Here is a 16811-nt window from a genome sequence, read left to right on the forward strand (position 1 = left end):
TCCCCTCCTCCCGGCTTCTCCGCTGCGGCCCGGCCGGGCCCGGCGGAGACTGGGGACGGACCCCGGCCCCCGGGGTGCCCCGACGCCGGGAGGGCCATGCTGCTCGGACTCACCACCGCCCTGGTCGCGACCGTCTGCTTCGGCTTCGGTTCGGTGTTCCAGGCGGGCGGCGCGCGGGAGGCGCCGCACGCGGACCGGGTGCGGGTCGGCCTGCTGGCCGCCCTGCTCCGGTCCTGGCGGTTCCTGCTCGGCACCGGCCTGGACATCGCGGGCTTCGCGCTGAGCGTCGTCGCCCTGCGCACCCTGCCGCTGTTCCTGGTCCAGGCCGTCACCAACGCCAGCCTCGCCGTCACCGCGCTCGCCGCCGCCCGGCTGCTCGGGGCCCGGCTGCACCGCGCCGACCTGCTGGGCATCGCCGCCGTGGTGGTCGGACTGACCCTGCTGGCCCTCGGCTCCGGACAGGTGGGCCGCGACCACGCGGCCGCCGCGTTCCACTGGGCGCTGCTCGCCACCACCGTGCTGATGCTGCTGCTCACGCTCGTCCTCGCCCGTCGCGGCGGGAACGCGGCGGCGGTCGGCCTCGGCCTGTTGGCGGGTGTCGGCTTCGGTGTCACCAGCCTCGCCGTCCGGGTCCTCGACGTCTCCGGCCCGCTCGACGTGTTCACCGACCCGGCCGCGTACGGGCTGGCTCTGGGCGGTCTCGGCGGCTACCTCGCCTACGCGCTGGCGCTCCAGCGCGGCACGGTGACCGCGGTGACGGCCGCGGGGACGGTGTCGGAGACCTTCGGCCCGGCGCTGGTCGGGGTGGTGGCGCTCGGCGACACCGCCAGGTCCGGCTACGGCTGGTGCGCGGTGGCCGGCTTCGCGGTGGCGGTCGGCGGCACCTTCGTGCTGTCCCGGTTCGGCGAGGTGGAGTCCGAGCTGGGCCCCTCGCCGCTCTCCCCGCCGTCCCCGCCGTCGCCGTCCCCGCCGTCGCCGTCCCCGCCGTCCCCGCCGGCCGCTCCGGACGCGGAGCGGCCCGGACAGCACCCCGGTCGCCCGGACGGCTCCGCCATGCAAAGGTGATTTGCCGGACAAAACGGACGGCAAGATGCGCACAGAGCGGCAGGTGCCATGACCACGGACGCCACGGACGCCACGGCCCGCACGGACGCCATGGCCGCCATGGACGACGCCCGTCCACGCTCCCGACGGTCCCGAAGGCCCCGGCGGCGCCCCGCCGACAACCCGCCGATCGCCCTCGTGACCGGCGCCTCCTCCGGCATCGGCACCGCCACCGCCGACCGGCTCGCCACCGCGGGCTGGCGACTGCTGCTCTCCGGTACCGACCAGCCCCGCCTCGACGCCGTCGCCGCCCGCACCGGCGGCCGCCCGCTCCCCGCGGACCTCGCCAAGCCCGACGGCGCCCAGCGCCTCGCCGAAGCCGCCCTCGCCACCACCGGCCGGGTGGACGCCCTGATCGCCAGCGCCGGGCTCGGCTGGCGCGGCCCGTTCGCGCAGACCCCCACCGACACCCTGGACCGGATGCTGGAGGTCAACCTCGCCGCCCCGCTGCGGCTGGCCCGGCTGCTCCTGCCCGCCATGCTGGAGCGCGGCCGGGGCCGGATCGTGCTGCTCGGCTCGATCGCCGGCCAGGTCGGCGTCCGCGACGAGGCCGCCTACGCCGCCACCAAGGCCGGGCTGACCATGTTCGCCGAAAGCCTCTGGTACGAGCTGCGCGGCACCGGCGTCGGCGTCCGCCTGATCCTCCCGGGAGCGGTGGCGACGCCCTTCTTCGTCACCCGCGGCACCGAGTACCAGCGCGAACGGCCCCGCCCCGTCACCGCCGAAGCGGTGGCCGACCTCGTCCACACGGCGATCACCACCGAACGAGACCGGGCCTTCCTCCCGCACTGGCTGGACTTCCCGGCCCGGATCCACGGCGCCGCCCCGGGCTTCTTCCGGCGGATGGCGGCACGGTTCGGGTGAAGGTCCCGAGGGGCACCGGTCCGCTGCTCGGCGCCGCGGCCGCCGTCGAACTGCTCCACCTCGCCCCGGCCGCCGTCCGCCTGCCGCCCGTCGAGCGCCGGCTGGCCCGCCGCACCGCCGGCCGCGGCACCGCCCCGGGGCACGTCGCCCTCACCTTCGACGACGGCCCGGACCCGCGCGGCACCCCGCCGATCCTCGACGCCCTCGACACCCTCGGCCTCCGCGCCACCTTCTTCCTCCTCGGCGCCATGCTCGAACGCTCCCCGGACCTGGGCCGCGAACTGGTCGCCCGCGGCCACGAGGTCGCCGTCCACGGCTGGCACCACCGCCGCCAGTACTACCCGGCCCCCGCCCGCGACCTGCGCGAACTGCGTCGCGCCACCGAGGCCGTGACCGCCCTCACCGGCACCCCGCCGGTCTGGTACCGCCCGCCCTACGGCGTCCTTGCCGCGGGCCAGGCCCTGGCCGCCCACCGCCTCGGCCTGCGCACCGTCCTGTGGACGGCCTGGGGCCGCGACTGGGAACCCGGCGCCACCGGCCCCTCCGTCCTCGCCACCGCCCGCGCCCAGCTCACCCCCGGCGCCACCCTCCTCCTGCACGACTCCGACTGCACCTCCGCCCCCGACTCCTGGCGCGCCACCCTCGCCGCCCTCCCCCTCCTCGCCACCCACTGCCGCACCCGGGGCCTCACCCTCGGCCCCCTCCGCGACCACGGCGTCCACCCCGGCCGATGAGCCGCGGAAGGCCCGGCCCACCCCGGGTTGTTCGCGCCCCGCAGTGGTGTCAGGCCAGGCCCACTTCGGCGAGGGCTGCCGTGAAGCCGGTGCGCCAGCCCTCCGGGGTGGCGCCCGGCGAGGGGGGTGGGGCGGGGCGTTCGGCGGCGGCGAGGGCGGAGCGGACGACCTCGGCCGGGCGGGCGGAGACGACGTCGGCGTGGCCCAACTCCAGTTCGTGCTGGAGGTTGTCGCGGCCGTGGCCCTGGACGACGTCGAGGAGGAGGAGGCGTCGGCCCAGGGCGCGGGCCTCACTGCAGGTGTCGCCGGAGCTGGTGACGACGAGGTCGGCGGCGGCCATCAGGGCGGGGATCCGGTCGGTCCAGCCGAAGGGGTGGAGCCGGGGCCGGCGAGCGGCGGCGCGGCGCAGGCGGCGTTCGAGGTCGGTGTTGCTGCCGGCCACCGCGAGCACGTGCGGTCCGGCGTCGGCCAGTTCGGCGGCGGTGCGGGCGAGCGGGCCGAGGCCCCAGGCGCCGGACATCAGCAGCACGCACCGCGCGTCCGGTGGCACGCCCAGCTCGGCCCGGGCCCCGGCGCGCGAGGGAGGTCGGTAGAACGGCGCCCGCAGCGGTGCGGGCAGGACGGCGACCGGGGCGTCCGGGCGGTAGCGGCGGACGCCGCAGGCGGCGACCTCGGAGGTGACCAGGAACAGGTCCGTGCCGTCCTGCACCCAGAGCCGGTGCGGGGTGACGTCGGTGCAGAGCACCAGGTGCCGGAAGGCCGGCGGGTCGCCGCGCAGTTCGTTGACGGCGGAGGTGGCGGTGGCGAACACGGAGACCACCAGCTCCGGGCGCTGCTCCGCGAGCAGCGCCCGGACGGCGGGGACCAGCCGCCGCCGGGCCGCCGCGTCGGCGAGCAGGGCGATCCGGGCGCCGGGGCGCAGGGCGGAGAAGTGGAACGCGTCGTAGACGCCGGGCAGCTCCAGCAGCCGCCGGAACACCGCCTCCCCGGCGTTGCCGGCGCGCTGCCCGAGCAGGGCCATCGCGTCGACCGTGCTGGTGGTCCAGCCGCGTGCCTCCAGCGTGTCCGCGCAGGCCCGGGCCATCACGTCGTGGCCCTGGCCGAGCGAGCCGGAGACCAGGAGCGCGTGCGGCACGTCCCGGGCCCGGTTCAGGCGCCCCGGCGGGGGCCGGCCGCGGGGCCGGAGCCGGGCGCGGCCTCGGAGCGGTACCAGTCGGCGTACCGCCGCACGCCGTCGGCGAAGTTGGTGCGCGGAGACCAGCCGAGCAGCCGCTTGGCCTGCGCGGCGGAGATCCGGCGCCCGGCGTAGTCGGCGGTGCGGGCCTCGATGTGCTCGATGGCGATCGGTCCGAGCAGCCGGTCGACGGTGTCGGCGATGTCGCGGACCGAGACCGGGGTGGAGCCCTCCAGGGCGAAGGTCTGGTCCTCGGCGGCGGGGGAGAGGGCGCGGACGTGCGCGTCGGCGAGGTCCTCCACGTAGACGAAGTTGCGGCTCTGCCGTCCGTCGCCCGCGATGGTGATCGGCCGCCCGTCGAGCGCGGCCTGCACGAACCGGGCGACGACCAGCTCGTCGCGCATCCGGGGCCCGTACGGGATGCCGTACCGCAGGATGGTGAAGTGCCGTCCGTACAGCTGGCGGTAGCTGTGCACGAGCATCTCGGCGGCCAGCTTGGTGGCGACGTAGAGGTGCCCGCTGTGGTCCAGCTCGATCGGCACGTGCTCGTCGAGCTCCTGCTCCTCGTCCTCCATCCCGGCCTCGCCGAGGGCCGCCCCGTACACCCAGACGGTGCTGGCCAGGACGGTCCGGCTGAGGTCGTTGCGGCGGGCGGCCTCCAGGACGGCCTCGGTGCCGTCGATGTTGGCCCGCACGGCGCCGACCGGGTCGGCGGCGACCCGTTCGACGTCGGCCTGCGCGGCCAGGTGGAACACCACCTCGCAGCCGTCCAGGGCGCCGGTGAGGGCGGGCAGGTCGAGGATGTCGATCCGCGCGTGGTCGGCGTCGGGGTTGAGGTACTTGTCGGTGGAGTCCACCGCGAGCACCTCGTGCCCGGCGGCGAGCAGCCGGTCGACGACGTGTGAGCCGATGAAGCCGCATCCTCCGGTGACCGCTATCCGCACGGTTCTCTCCCTTTCTCTCGACTGCCGCGGGTCGTCCGACCGGCGCGGTCCGTCAGCCCGTGAAGCGGTGATGGACGGCGGACACCGCCGCGATCACCAGCTCGGTCTCGTCCTCGGTCATGTCGGAGTGCACCGGCAGGCAGATCTGCCGGGCGCAGACGTCCTCGGCGACCGGCAGCGCCGTCCGCCGGTACGGGGCGAGCACCGGCTGCAGGTGCAGCGGCAGGTCGTAGACCTCGCCCGACAGCCGGACGTCGTACTCCTCGGCGACGGCCCGTTTGAACGCCGCGCGGTCGACCCCGGACGGCAGCAGGGCGACGTACTTGTAGTAGTTGCCGCGGCAGCCGGCCGGCTCGGTGACGGGCGTCAGGCCGTCCAGCGCGCCGAGCGCCGCGTCGTAGCGCTGGGCGACCCGGCGCCTGGTCTCCACGAACTCCTTGAGCCGGCGGAGGTGGACGGTGCCGATGGCGGCGTTGGGCTCGCTCATCCGCCAGGACGCGCCGAGCCGCACGTGGTGGTTGGTGGTGAAGGAACCCTTGCCCTGGTCGCGGTGGATCCGGGCCTCGTCGCGCAGTTCGGCGGACTCGGTGAGGATCATGCCGCCCTCACCGCTGGTGGTGACCTTGGTCGGGTAGAAGGAGAAGGCCCCGGCCACCCCGAAGGTGCCGGCGGCGCGTCCGAGGTAGCTGCTGCCGTGCGCGTGGGCGGCGTCCTCGACCAGCGGGATGCCCCGGGCGTCGCAGATCGCGCGCAGGGCGTCGACCTCGGGGGTGATCAGTCCGCCGATGTGGACCAGCACCACGGCGGCGGTGTCGGGGGTGAGCGCGGCCGCCAGGGTGTCGGGGCCGAGCGCGAGCGTCGCCGGGTCGACGTCGGCGAAGACCGGCCGGCCGCCGGCGTGCAGGATCGCGCCGGCCGTCGCGTAGAAGGTGACGGCCGGGACGACCACGTCGCGGCCGCGGACGTCGAGGCCGCGCAGGACGATCTCCAGCGCCGCGGTGCCGCTGGCGACGGCGACGGCGTGGGTGGCGCCGTGCTCGGCGGCGAAGGACTGCTCGAACCGCTCGGTCCAGGGGCCGAGGGTCAGCGCGCCGGTGGCGAGCATCTCGCTCACCGCCTCCGCGACGGTCGCGCGGTCGTTCTCGTCGAACACGATGCGAGCGGCGGGAACGCCCATGGGCCACCTCCGGCTGCGGGACGGGCTGCGGACGGGCGGTGTTCCGGGGCCCGCGGCTTCCGGTCACCGTCGACGGACGGGTCTGGACGGACAGGTCGGCACAATCCGGCACAGAACGTCCGGCCCAGGCACCTCACGCTACTTCGCCCACCGGGGCGCGGCCCGTCCGTGCCTCCGCCCGGGTGACCCGGCCCTCGGCCGCGGGTCGGAGCCGGACCGCCGCCCCTCGGTCGCAGGTCGGAGCCGGGCGGACGGCGTCGCGCCGCGGGCACTACGCCGTCCGGGTCGTCCTGCTGCGTCCGCAGTAGCCCCGAATGCCTGCACAGGGCCGACGCCGACGAGACCCCCGCCGACGCAGGATTGCCATGCTCCGGGAACCCCTGGCCGTGCCGGCCGGACGGCGTTCCCGGTCACCGACCTCCCGCCCGCCGACCGGCGGACCTGTTGTTGTCGGGCCCGTGCCGTCCGAAACCCGACCGCACGCCCGACAGCACACGCCCGACACCGCAGACCCGACACCGCACAGACGCCCGACACCGCACAGACCCCCGACATCCGAAGGAGTCCGCTCTCCCGTGGCCACTTTCCTCTACCGCCTGGGCCGATGGTCCTTCCTCAGGCGCCGGCTGGTGACCCTGCTCTGGGTCGCCCTGCTGGCCGCCGTGGGGGTGCTGGCCGCCAAGGCGCCCGCCGCTCCCGACGACGGCTTCGCCATGCCCGGCACCGAGGCGCAGAAGGCGTTCGACCTCATGGACGAGCGCTTCCCCGGCGCGACGTCCGACGGCGCCTCGGCCCGGATCGTCTTCGTCGCGCCGTCCGGCCAGAAGATCACCGCCGCCGCCAACCAGCAGACGGTCGAGAACGCGGTCGCCGAGCTCGCCCACGGCGAGCAGGTCGTCGGGGCCAGCGGCCCGTTCAAGACCGGCGCGGTGTCCCAGGACGGCACCACCGCGTACGCGACGATCAGCTACGACGCCAAGCCCGGCAAGGTCTCCACCGGGGCCACCGACGCCCTGGAGCAGGCCGCCCAGCACGCGCGGGACGCCGGTCTGACCGTGGACATCGGCGGTACGGCCCTGATGGCCGGGGGCGAGGCGGGCGGATCCGCCGAGGCGATCGGCATGGCGATATCGGCCGTGGTCCTGGTGATCACCTTCGGTTCGCTGCTGGCCGCCGGCCTCCCGCTGCTCACCGCGGTGATCGGCGTCGGCCTCGGCATCGCGCTGATCACCGGGCTCGGCAGCGTGCTCGGCCTGTCCAGCACCACCAGCACCCTGGCGATGATGCTGGGCCTCGCCGTCGGGATCGACTACGCGGTCTTCATCGTCTCCCGCTACCGGGCCGAGCTGCTTGACGGGTACGCGCCCAAGGAGGCCGCCGGGCGGGCCGTCGGCACGGCCGGATCGGCCGTGGTGTTCGCGGGACTCACCGTGATCATCGCGCTGGCCGGGCTCTCCGTGGTGGGGATCCCGCTGCTCGCCAAGATGGGCCTGGCGGCGGCCGGCACCGTGGTGATCGCCGTCCTGGTCGCACTCACCCTCGTCCCGGCACTGCTGGGCTTCATGGGCCAGCGGGTGCTGCCGCGCAAGCTCCGCTCCCCGCGGCGGGCCGCCGCGGCGGGCGCCGCCGGTCGCCCCAACGGCGGTACCCGCTGGGCCCGGTTCGTGCTGCGCCGCCCGGTCGCCGTCCTGGTCGGCGGTGTGATCGGGCTCGGTGTGCTCGCCCTGCCCGCGCTCGACCTGCGGCTCGGCCTGCCGGGCGACGAGGCGAAGCCCACCTCGACCACCCAGCGCCGCGCGTACGACCACCTCTCCGAGGGCTTCGGCCCCGGCTTCAACGGTCCGCTGACCCTGCTGGTCGACGCCAAGGGCGCGCCCGACCCGAAGGCCGCCGCCCAGCAGGTGGGCGACGCCGTGAAGGGCCTGCCCGGCGTACTGGCCGTCACCCCGGGGGCCTTCAACCAGGCCGGGGACACCGCGCTGGTCACCGTCATGCCGACCACCGGGCCGAGCGAGGCGGCGACCACCGACCTGGTCCACGCCATCCGTGACAAGGCACCGGGCCTCAAGTCGGCCACCGGTGCGACCGTCCTGGTCAGCGGTCCGACGGCGATGAACATCGACGTCTCGCAGAAGCTCAACGACGCGTTGCTGCCCTACCTGGCGGTGGTCGTCGGCCTCGCCGTGGTGCTGCTGCTGGTGGTCTTCCGCTCGGTGCTCGTGCCGATCAAGGCCGCCGCCGGATTCCTGCTCTCGGTGGCCGCCGCGCTCGGCGCCGTCGTCGCGGTCTTCCAGTGGGGCTGGCTGGCCGAGCTGATCGGCATCCAGCAGACCGGCCCGGTGATGAGCATGATGCCGATCTTCATGATCGGGGTGGTGTTCGGTCTGGCCATGGACTACGAGGTGTTCCTGGTCACCCGGATCCGCGAGGCGTACGTGCACGGCGAGGAGCCCGGCGAGGCCGTGGTCACCGGCTTCCGGTACAACGCCCGGGTGGTCACGGCGGCCGCGCTCATCATGATCAGCGTCTTCGCCGGCTTCATCGGCATGAACGAGCCGATGATCAAGATGATGGGCTTCGGCCTGGCCGCCGCCGTCGCCTTCGACGCGTTCGTGGTCCGGATGGCGATCGTCCCGGCCGCCCTCGCGCTGCTCGGCCGCCGGGCCTGGTGGCTGCCGCGCCCGCTGGAGCGGATCGTCCCCGATATCGACGTCGAGGGCGCCAACCTGCGGACCGAGCCCCCGCTTCCCGTCGCCCCCGGCGACGGGAGCGGTACCGAACCGGCCCGCCACTCGGTCGGCGTCTGAGTGCTCCGCCCCGCCGCGATCCCTCTCCCCGGGACCGCGGCGGGGCGGCCCGCGTTCCGGCCGCCGCGCCCGACCGGTCAAAATGGTACGAACCGCAGGCGAACGCCACCGGCGGACCGTAGTCGAACCGAACGACCGTGTACTGCGTCCGCAGTACACGCCCAACCGCCCGTACCCCTCGCCGATCGGTCCGGGCCCGTGGAGAACCGAGCATGACCGACACCTGGCCGCGCCGCTTCCGCCGCCGCCACCCCCGCCTGCTCGACACGCTGCTCGTGCTCGGCGTCTTCACCGCCACCGCCGGCACCACCACCGTCGACCGCCTCGGCAACCACCTGGCGCCCAACCCGCGGGCACTGGCACTGGCCGTCGTCACCAGCGCCGCCGTCTTCCTCCACCGGCGCCACCCCCGCGCGCTGTTCGGGATCGCCTTCGCCGGCGCCCTGGCCATCTGCCTCGTCGCGACCCAGCTCAACGTCGGGCTGGTCACCCCGCTGATCGTCGCGCTCTACTTCCTCGCGGTCCACACCGACCGCACCACCGCGCGGGTCGCCACCGCCGTCTCGGCCGCCCTGGTCACCGGAGCCACGTTCGTCGCCGAGCCCGGTGCCCCGATCGGCGCCCGGATCGGCTTCGTCGCCTGGATCCTGCTGCCCGGCGCCATCGGCGACTCGGTCCGCACCCGCCGGGCCCACCTGGCCGCCATCGAGGAACGCGCCGAACGGGCCGAACGCACCCGGGAGGAGGAGGCCCGCCGCCGGGTCGCCGACGAACGCATCCGGATCGCCCGCGACCTGCACGACGTCGTCGCGCACCACATCGCGCTCGCCAACGCCCAGGCCGGGATCGCCGTCCACCTGCTCGACCGCAACCCGGCCCAGGCCCGCGAGATGCTCAGCCATCTCACCGACGCCACCGGCTCCGCGCTGCGCGAGCTCAAGGCCACGGTCGGCCTGCTGCGGCGCCCCGACGACCCGGAGGCCCCGCTCGAACCGGCCCCCGGCCTGGACCGGCTGCCCGACCTCGTCGACGCCTTCGAACGGGCGGGGCTGCCGGTGCGGCTCACGGTCGAGGGGGAGCGGCAGCGGCTCTCCCCGGGCGTCGACCTCACCGCGTACCGGATCCTCCAGGAGTCCCTGACCAACGTGGCCAAGCACGCCGCGGGCAGCGCCGCCGACGTCACCCTGACCTACTCCGGCGGCCGGTTCCTGCTGACCGTCGCCAACGACCGCCCGCCGCGCCCGGTCCGGCCCGCGTCCGCCCCCGCCGGCGGCGGCTTCGGCCTGATCGGCATGCGCGAGCGCGCCGCCGCCGTGGGCGGACGCCTCACCGCCGACCGCCGTCCCGGCGGCGGTTTCCTGGTCTCCGCCGAACTGCCCCTGCGCACAGCCGCCCGAGAGGAACCCGCGTGACCATCCGAGTACTGCTCGCCGACGACCAGGCCCTGTTGCGCGGTGCCTTCCGCGTCCTCATCGACGCCGAGGACGACATGGAGGTGGTCGGCGAGGCCGCCGACGGCCGGGAGGCGGTCGAACTGGCCCGGACCACCCGCCCCGACGTGGTCCTGATGGACATCCGGATGCCCGGGGTCGACGGCCTCTCCGCCACCGCCGCCATCTGCGGCGACCCCGACCTCACCGGTACGCGGGTGCTGATCCTCACCACCTTCGAGATCGACGACTACGTCGCGCAGGCCCTGCGCGCCGGGGCCGGCGGCTTCCTGGGCAAGGACGCCGAGCCCACCGAACTGCTGGCCGCCCTGCGCCGGGTCGCGGCCGGCGAACCGCTGCTGTCGGCGGCCGCCACCCGCGCCGTCATCGACCGCCTGCTCGCCCAGCCAGACCCGGACGGGCCCCCGGCGGCCACCCCGGAGCGTCTCGCCGTGCTCACCGCCCGGGAGCGCGAGGTGATGGCGATGGCGGCCACCGGGCTCGGCAACGAGGAGATCGCCGCCCGGATGTTCGTCAGCCCCTTCACGGTGCGCACCCACATCCACCGGGCGATGGCCAAGCTGGACGCCCGCGACCGCGCCCAACTCGTCGCCCTCGCCTACCAGACCGGTCTGGTCCGGACGCCCCGCCCGGCCCCGGGCCGACCGAACGACTGATCCGCACGGGTGATCCCCGCCGCCGGGCCGCACCGTTCACCCGTACCGATCACCCGTACCGCTGATCCGTGGCCGCTGATTTGTACCGCTCCGGGGGGATGACACCCGGCGGTGTCATCCCTATGGTCCAGACCTATGTTGAGGAGATTACGACCCACCGGCCCCTTGAGAACCGTCGGCACCGCCCTGGCCCTCGCCCTCGCCCTGGCCCTCGCCGCAGTGACCGTCGGCGCCGGCGCCGCCGAAGCGGCACCGAAGCAGCCGACCGCCCCGCTGGTCTGGACCGACTGCCCCGCCGACCCGTCCGGGGCCCCGGTGGACCCCCGGCTGCGCTGCACCACCCTGAAGGTCCCGCTGGACTACCGCGAGCCGCGCGGGCGGACCATCGGGATCGCGGTGTCCCGGCTCCCCACCGCGAAGCCGGGGCTGCGCCGGGGGATCCTGGTCCACAACGGCGGCGGCCCGGGGGTGGCGAGCCTGCACCTGCCGAGCGCCCAGGAGTCCGGCTACCCGCGGGAGGTGCTGGACCGCTACGACCTGGTGGGCTTCGACCCGCGCGGGGTCGGCCGCAGCACCCCGGTCAGCTGCGGGCGGACGGCCTCCGAGGTGCCGTACGAGCTGGTCTTCCCGTTCCCCGCGCCGGACGGCTCGATCGCCCCGAACGTGCGGTTCGCCCGGGACCTGGCGCGCGACTGCCTGGCCCGCAACGGCGAGTGGATCCGCCGTCTGACCACCGCGAACACGGCCCGCGACCTGGACCGGATCCGGGCCGCGCTCGGTGAGCCGAGGATCTCCTACCGCGCCGCGTCCTACGGCACCTACCTGGGCGTCGTTTACGCCGAGCTGTTCCCGGGGCGGGCCGACCGCTTCGTGCTGGACGGCAACGTCAGTCCCAATGCGACCTGGCAGGACCGGCTGGCCACCTGGGACCGCGCCGGTGAGCTGCGTTTCGAGGACTTCGCCCGCTGGGCGGCCGAGCGCGACAGCGCCCTGCGCTTCGGCGCCACCCCGGCGGCCGTCCGCGCCAGCTACCTCGCCCTGGCCGCGAAACTGGACCGGACCCCGGTGACCCACCCGGTGGCGGGGCCGGTCAACGGCAACCTGTGGCGCACCCTCTACCGGCTGGACTCCTACCACACCGCGCTGTTCCAGGAGATCGCCGACTGGTGGCGCTTCCTCGCCGACGACGGCGCCGGCCCGGTTCCGTACTGGTGGCTGGCCAAGGGCACCCCGGGCATCCCGGACGACAACGACGTGGCCGCGCTCACCGCCGTGCTCTGCGGCGACACCCCGGCACCGCGCGACCTCGGCCACTACCGGCGGGCCGTCGCCGACAGCCGGCAGCGGAACCCGATCGTGGCCGGCATGGGCGCCAACATCTGGCCCTGCGCGTTCTGGCCGGCCCCGGTCGAGCCCGCCGTCCGGATCACCGGCCGGGGGCCCGCGAACATCCTGCTGCTCCAGACCGAGCGCGATCCGGCCACGCCCCTGGTCGGCGCCCTGGCCATGCGCGCGACCCTCGGCGGGCGCGCCCGCATGGTCACCGTCGACAGCGGCAACCACGGCGCCTACGACCGCTCCACCCCGTCCTGCGCGGTCACCGCCGCCGACCTCTTCCTGACCACCGGCACCCTCCCGCCCCGCGACCTCACCTGCGCCCCGGACCCGGTCCCGGCCGCCGTCGACGGCTGACCGCGGGCGCCCCCGGCGGGCTCACGCCCCGGTGAACAGCCGGCCGAGGTGGTAGCGGAGGGCCGCGACCGCCTCGGCCGGCGTGCGCTGGCCGAGCAGGACGCTCAGGCCGAGGCCGGCCGAGGCGGCGAGGAGGATCGCGGCCTCCTGGCGGGCGTCGAGCCGCGGGTCGGCCTCGCCGGACCGCTGGGCGGCTTCGAGCTGCCCGACGAGGAAGGCTTCCATCTCGTCGGGTGCCACGAGGAAGTCCCGGCCGCCGAGGGCGGGGTCGGTGAGGGAGAGCACCGCGTACTCGGTGTGGACGAGGTGGAAGACCCGGCCCTCCTCGTCGGTGGGGACGGCTTCGAGCAGGACCGCTTCGACGATGTCGCGCGGAGTCGGTGACGGTCCGGCCGCGCGCACCCGGTCGCGGACCCGCTCGCCCATCCGTGTCGTCAGGCGGTCCATCGCGGCGAGCAGCAACTGCTCCTTGGTGTCGAAGTAGTACTGCACGAGCCGCACAGAGATGCCCGCCCCGGCGGCGACGGACCGCATGGTGACGGCGTGCAGCCCGGTGTCGGCGGCCGTGCGGAGCAGGGCGTCGATGATCCGGGCCCGGCGCTCGTCATGGTCGACCAGCTTCGGCATCGGGTTCCTCTCGAACGTTTTTATGGTACAAACGTACCATCAAATTCTGCGGTTCTGCGTCCGGGAGGGGCCATGACCAGAGCGAGTATCGGACATTTCGTCAGCGAGGAAGCCCGCGGGAAGTTCCTGGCGGCATACGACCGCGCCATGGAGCTGTGGCCCGGGCCGCGCGAGGAACTGGACGTCGAAACCGCCTACGGCACCGTCCACGTCCACCGCTACGGCGCCCGGACCGGCGAGCCGGTCGTGCTCCTGCACGGACACGCCGGACACGCCTCCAACTGGTATCCGCAGGTCGCCGCCCTGGGTGAGAACCACCCGGTCTACGCGATCGACACCCTGGACGACCCCGGCCGCAGCGTGCAGCGCGCTGTCGCGGCCGGTCCCGAGGAGAACGCTGCCTGGCTCGGGGAGGTGCTCGCCGGACTCGGGCTGGAGCGCGTCCACCTGGTCGGCCTCTCCTACGGCGGATGGCTGGCCCTCAACCAGGCCGTGCGCGCGCCCGACCGCCTCGCCTCGGTCGCACCGCTGGATCCCGGCGGGATCGAGAAGGTCCCCGCGCGGTTCTACGCGCACATGGTCGCCGGACTGTTCGGACTGCTCGTCCCGCGTCCGCTCCGGCCCGCGGTCGGGCGCCTGCTCGCCAATCCCGCCCTGAGCTCGCCGCCCGAGATGATCGCCCCGCTGATGCTGGGCATGCGGACCTACAAGCCGAACACCCGCCCGGCGGCCCGGCCCTTCACCGACGAGGAACTGCGCTCGATCCGCCTGCCCGTCCTCGTCCTGCTCGGCAGTCGCAGCGCCCTGCTCCGCCCCCGCCGGGTGCTGGAGCGGGTCACCGCCCTGATCCCGGGCGTCCGGGCCGAGACCGTCCGGCGGGCCGGCCACGGCCTCAACCTGGAGCGCCCCGACCTGGTCAACGAACGCCTCCTGCGGTTCATCGCCGCGAGCGGTCCGGATCGGACCGGGACGCTCCCCGAACGACCGGCCGCTCCGTCCCCGTGAGTGGAGCCGGGGACCGTCCGGCGGTTCGTCCCCCACGGGGATGGTCCGGGCCGGGCGTGCCCCCTCCGTGAGGGGTGTTCGTCTCGGACCTGCGGCCGACGGGCGGGTCGTCCCGGGGAGCGATGACCGGCGGGCGGGCGGCGCGACAGCGTGGGGCCATGACGGAGTCAAGAGAAATGAAGGATCGTCAGGCGCTCCGGCGAACAAGGAGGTTGACCGGATCCACGCTCGCCCTCGGCCTGGCCTCGGTGCTGCTCGCCGGGCTGGTGCCGGGATCGGCGCGGGCCGCCGCGGGTGACGGCGGCGAGCTCACCGCCGACGGCGGCGGCTGGACGGCCAAGGTCCGCCGCACCGAGTTCGGTGTCCCGCACGTCCTGGCGCACGACTACGGCGGACTCGGCTACGGCTACGGGTACGCCTTCGCACAGGACAACGTATGCGCGCTCGCCGACCAGGTGGTCAGTGTGCGCGGCGAGCGCTCCCGGTGGTTCGGGGCCGACGGCGTGAACCTCGACGGCGTGCCCAACCTGGTGAGCGACACCTACCAGCAGGCCGTGGTGCGGTCCGGCACCGTGCGGCGCCTGCTGGCCGCCCCGGCGCCGCTCGGGCCGACCGGCCAGGCGCGGACGCTGGTGGACGGCTACGTCGCGGGCTACAACCGCTATCTGCGCGACACCGGTGCCGACCGCCTGTCGGACCCGTCCTGCCGGGGGAAGGGATGGGTCGGGCCGATCACCGCCGAGGACGTCTGGGGGATCGCCCTCGACATCGACACCCTCGCGGGCAGCCCGCGCGGGTCGGTCGGCACGGCCGTCCCGGGAGCGGGCGCGCGGCCCGGCGGACCCGTCGCGTTCGGCGGCCCGGGCCCGGCCCGCGCCGCCGACAGCCCCGATCTCGGCAGCAACGCCTGGGCGATCGGCCGGGACGCCACCCGCGAGGGCAACGGCCTGCTGCTGGCCAACCCCCATCTCCCGTGGGCCGGATCCCTGCGGTTCTACCAGGCCCAGCTGACCATCCCCGGCGTCCTGGACGTCGCCGGTGCCGGGCTGCACGGCCTGCCCGTGCTCCAGATCGGCCACACCCGGGGCCTCGCCTGGAGCCACACCACCAGCTACGCCGACCACCTCACCGCCTACCGGCTGAACCTCGTCCCCGGCGACCCGACCGCCTACGTGGTGGACGGCAGGGTCGAGCGGATGGAGCGGCAGACCGTTCCGGTCACCGTCCGGGCCGCCGACGGCGCGCTCTCCACCGTCGACCGCACCGTCTACCGGTCCCGTCACGGCTTCGTCATCGCCGAGGGGTGGACCGCCGACCACGCCTACACCCTCCGCGACGCCAACGCCGACAACCTCCGCTCCGTCGACGAGTGGATGGCGGTCGGCCGGGCGCAGAACCTCGACCAGCTGCGGCAGGCCCAGCGCACCTTCCAGGGCGCGCCGTGGGTGTACACCACGGCCGTCGACTCCACCGGGACCACCTGGTTCACCGACTCCTCCGCCGTCCCGCGGGTGACCGACGAGCTGCGCGCCCGCTGCGCCGTCCCGGACCCGATCGTCGACGGCGTCCTGGACGGCTCGACGACCGCCTGCGACCTGGGCGGCGACCCGGACGCCCTGGTGCCCGGCGTCTTCGGCCCCGCCAGTCACCCGGCGCTGACCCGGACCGACTACGTCGCCAACGCCAACAACGGCCCCTACCTGACCAATGCGGAGGCCCCGATGGCGGGCCTGCCCGCCGTCTACAACCCCGGCCGGGAGCTGGACCAGCGGCCGCAGTTGAGTCTGCGCATGATCGCCGACCGGCGGGCCGGTACCGACGGCCTCGGCGCGCCCGGCTTCACCCTCGCCTCGCTCCAGGCCACCATGTTCGGCAACCGCGTGCAGAGCGCCGAGCTCGACCGGGACGACGCCGTCGCCCTGTGCCGCGCCCACCCCGTGCTCACGGCCGGGGACGGTACCCGGGTCGACGTCCGGGCCGCCTGCGGCGTGCTCGCGGCCTGGGACACCCGGGCGGACGCCGACAGTCCCGGCACGGTTCTCTGGCAGGCGTTCCGCGAGCGGCTCGCCGCGACCCGCGGCACGGCCTGGCAGACCGTTCCCTACGACCCGGCCCGGCCGCTGACCACCCCGCGCGGCATCGACCCCGGCCACCCGGACGCGCAGCGGGCCCTCGCCGACGCGGTGCGCGATCTGGCGGCCCGGGGCCTGCCGGTGGCCGCCCCGATCGGCCGGGTGCAGCGCTGGGCGGGCATCCCGCTGCACGGCTGCCCGGGGGAGTTGGGCTGCTTCAACGCGCTGTCGGCCGCCCCGGACTCGGGCGCGGGCGGCGGCACCTACCCGACGGACGTCCGGAGCGTCCCGCACGGCGGGACCTTCCTGATGGCCACCGAGCTGACCGAACGGGGCCCGCGCACCCGGACCCTGCTCACCTACGGGGAGTCGGCCGACCCGACCTCGCCGCACTTCACCGACCAGACCCGCCGCTACGCCCGCAAGCAGTGGGTGACCGAACGGTTCACCGAGGCCGAGATCCGTTCCGCCCCGGGCCTCACCGTCACGACGCTGCGGCGCTGA

General features: G+C 75.2%; 13 protein-coding genes. 9 read left to right on the plus strand and 4 right to left on the minus strand.

Annotated features, from left to right (window positions below):
- The first annotated feature begins 96 nt into the window (after positions 1–96).
- Genes ACIQ9P_RS06615 through ACIQ9P_RS06625 form a run of 3 tightly spaced genes read left to right on the plus strand, consistent with a single transcriptional unit; the run spans position 97 to position 2702 of the window.
- Positions 97–1065, plus strand: coding sequence for a hypothetical protein (locus ACIQ9P_RS06615; RefSeq protein ID WP_402350730.1), 969 nt, complete (start codon positions 97–99; stop codon positions 1063–1065).
- A 48-nt stretch (positions 1066–1113) separates the two neighbouring features.
- Positions 1114–1968 carry an SDR family NAD(P)-dependent oxidoreductase gene (locus ACIQ9P_RS06620; RefSeq protein WP_402350733.1) on the plus strand — a complete coding sequence of 285 codons (855 nt, stop codon included), beginning with the start codon at positions 1114–1116 and terminating at the stop codon, positions 1966–1968.
- Positions 1965–2702: a polysaccharide deacetylase family protein gene (locus ACIQ9P_RS06625; protein WP_402350736.1), complete on the plus strand. Its 738-nt coding sequence runs from the start codon at positions 1965–1967 to the stop codon at positions 2700–2702. The genes ACIQ9P_RS06620 and ACIQ9P_RS06625 overlap by 4 nt, the downstream gene beginning before the upstream one ends.
- 49 nt (positions 2703–2751) lie before the next feature.
- Here the strand turns inward: ACIQ9P_RS06625 and ACIQ9P_RS06630 are convergent, their stop codons facing one another.
- Genes ACIQ9P_RS06630 through ACIQ9P_RS06640 form a run of 3 tightly spaced genes read right to left on the minus strand, consistent with a single transcriptional unit; the run spans position 2752 to position 5997 of the window.
- Positions 2752–3837 carry a hypothetical protein gene (locus tag ACIQ9P_RS06630; RefSeq protein WP_402350739.1) on the minus strand — a complete coding sequence of 362 codons (1086 nt, stop codon included), beginning with the start codon at positions 3835–3837 and terminating at the stop codon, positions 2752–2754.
- Positions 3838–3851: 14 nt separating this feature from the next.
- On the minus strand, positions 3852–4820 hold the full coding sequence (locus tag ACIQ9P_RS06635; protein WP_402350742.1) for an NAD-dependent epimerase/dehydratase family protein: 969 nt from the start codon (positions 4818–4820) through the stop codon (positions 3852–3854).
- A 52-nt stretch (positions 4821–4872) separates the two neighbouring features.
- Positions 4873–5997: a DegT/DnrJ/EryC1/StrS family aminotransferase gene (locus tag ACIQ9P_RS06640; protein ID WP_402350745.1), complete on the minus strand. Its 1125-nt coding sequence runs from the start codon at positions 5995–5997 to the stop codon at positions 4873–4875.
- Between the two features lie 575 nt (positions 5998–6572).
- On the opposite strand from ACIQ9P_RS06640, the gene ACIQ9P_RS06645 reads away from it, so the two are divergent.
- From ACIQ9P_RS06645 to ACIQ9P_RS06660, 4 genes are all read left to right on the plus strand, one after another.
- On the plus strand, positions 6573–8804 hold the full coding sequence (locus ACIQ9P_RS06645; protein WP_402350748.1) for an MMPL family transporter: 2232 nt from the start codon (positions 6573–6575) through the stop codon (positions 8802–8804).
- Positions 8805–9016: 212 nt separating this feature from the next.
- Positions 9017–10216 carry a sensor histidine kinase gene (locus ACIQ9P_RS06650; protein ID WP_402350751.1) on the plus strand — a complete coding sequence of 400 codons (1200 nt, stop codon included), beginning with the start codon at positions 9017–9019 and terminating at the stop codon, positions 10214–10216.
- Positions 10213–10911, plus strand: coding sequence for a response regulator (locus tag ACIQ9P_RS06655; protein ID WP_402350753.1), 699 nt, complete (start codon positions 10213–10215; stop codon positions 10909–10911). The genes ACIQ9P_RS06650 and ACIQ9P_RS06655 overlap by 4 nt, the downstream gene beginning before the upstream one ends.
- A gap of 165 nt (positions 10912–11076) precedes the next feature.
- The gene (locus ACIQ9P_RS06660; protein WP_402350756.1) at positions 11077–12603 is read left to right on the plus strand and encodes an alpha/beta hydrolase; all 1527 of its coding nucleotides are present in this window, start codon (positions 11077–11079) and stop codon (positions 12601–12603) included.
- Positions 12604–12624: 21 nt separating this feature from the next.
- On the opposite strand, the gene ACIQ9P_RS06665 is transcribed toward ACIQ9P_RS06660, so the two are convergent.
- Positions 12625–13230: a TetR/AcrR family transcriptional regulator gene (locus ACIQ9P_RS06665; protein ID WP_402350759.1), complete on the minus strand. Its 606-nt coding sequence runs from the start codon at positions 13228–13230 to the stop codon at positions 12625–12627.
- A gap of 72 nt (positions 13231–13302) precedes the next feature.
- On the opposite strand from ACIQ9P_RS06665, the gene ACIQ9P_RS06670 reads away from it, so the two are divergent.
- Together ACIQ9P_RS06670 and ACIQ9P_RS06675 are read left to right on the plus strand one after the other, a co-directional pair.
- Positions 13303–14235 (plus strand): alpha/beta fold hydrolase, encoded by a 933-nt coding sequence (locus ACIQ9P_RS06670; protein WP_402350762.1) that lies wholly within the window; start codon positions 13303–13305, stop codon positions 14233–14235.
- Between the two features lie 212 nt (positions 14236–14447).
- Entirely contained in the window at positions 14448–16811 is a 2364-nt protein-coding gene (locus ACIQ9P_RS06675) for a penicillin acylase family protein (protein ID WP_402350765.1), read from the plus strand.

The sequence above is a fragment of the Kitasatospora sp. NPDC094019 genome, assembly GCF_044764505.1.
Taxonomy (GTDB): Bacteria; Actinomycetota; Actinomycetes; order Streptomycetales; family Streptomycetaceae; genus Kitasatospora.

Bases quoted from the DNA above. Each gene is read 5' to 3' on its own strand.
- ACIQ9P_RS06650 (WP_402350751.1), top strand. From the start codon at position 9,017: ATGACCGACACCTGGCCGCGCCGCTTCCGCCGCCGCCACCCCCGCCTG.
- ACIQ9P_RS06620 (WP_402350733.1), top strand. From the start codon at position 1,114: ATGACCACGGACGCCACGGACGCCACGGCCCGCACGGACGCCATGGCC.
- ACIQ9P_RS06615 (WP_402350730.1), top strand. From the start codon at position 97: ATGCTGCTCGGACTCACCACCGCCCTGGTCGCGACCGTCTGCTTCGGC.
- ACIQ9P_RS06665 (WP_402350759.1), bottom strand. From the start codon at position 13,230: ATGCCGAAGCTGGTCGACCATGACGAGCGCCGGGCCCGGATCATCGAC.
- ACIQ9P_RS06640 (WP_402350745.1), bottom strand. From the start codon at position 5,997: ATGGGCGTTCCCGCCGCTCGCATCGTGTTCGACGAGAACGACCGCGCG.
- ACIQ9P_RS06670 (WP_402350762.1), top strand. From the start codon at position 13,303: ATGACCAGAGCGAGTATCGGACATTTCGTCAGCGAGGAAGCCCGCGGG.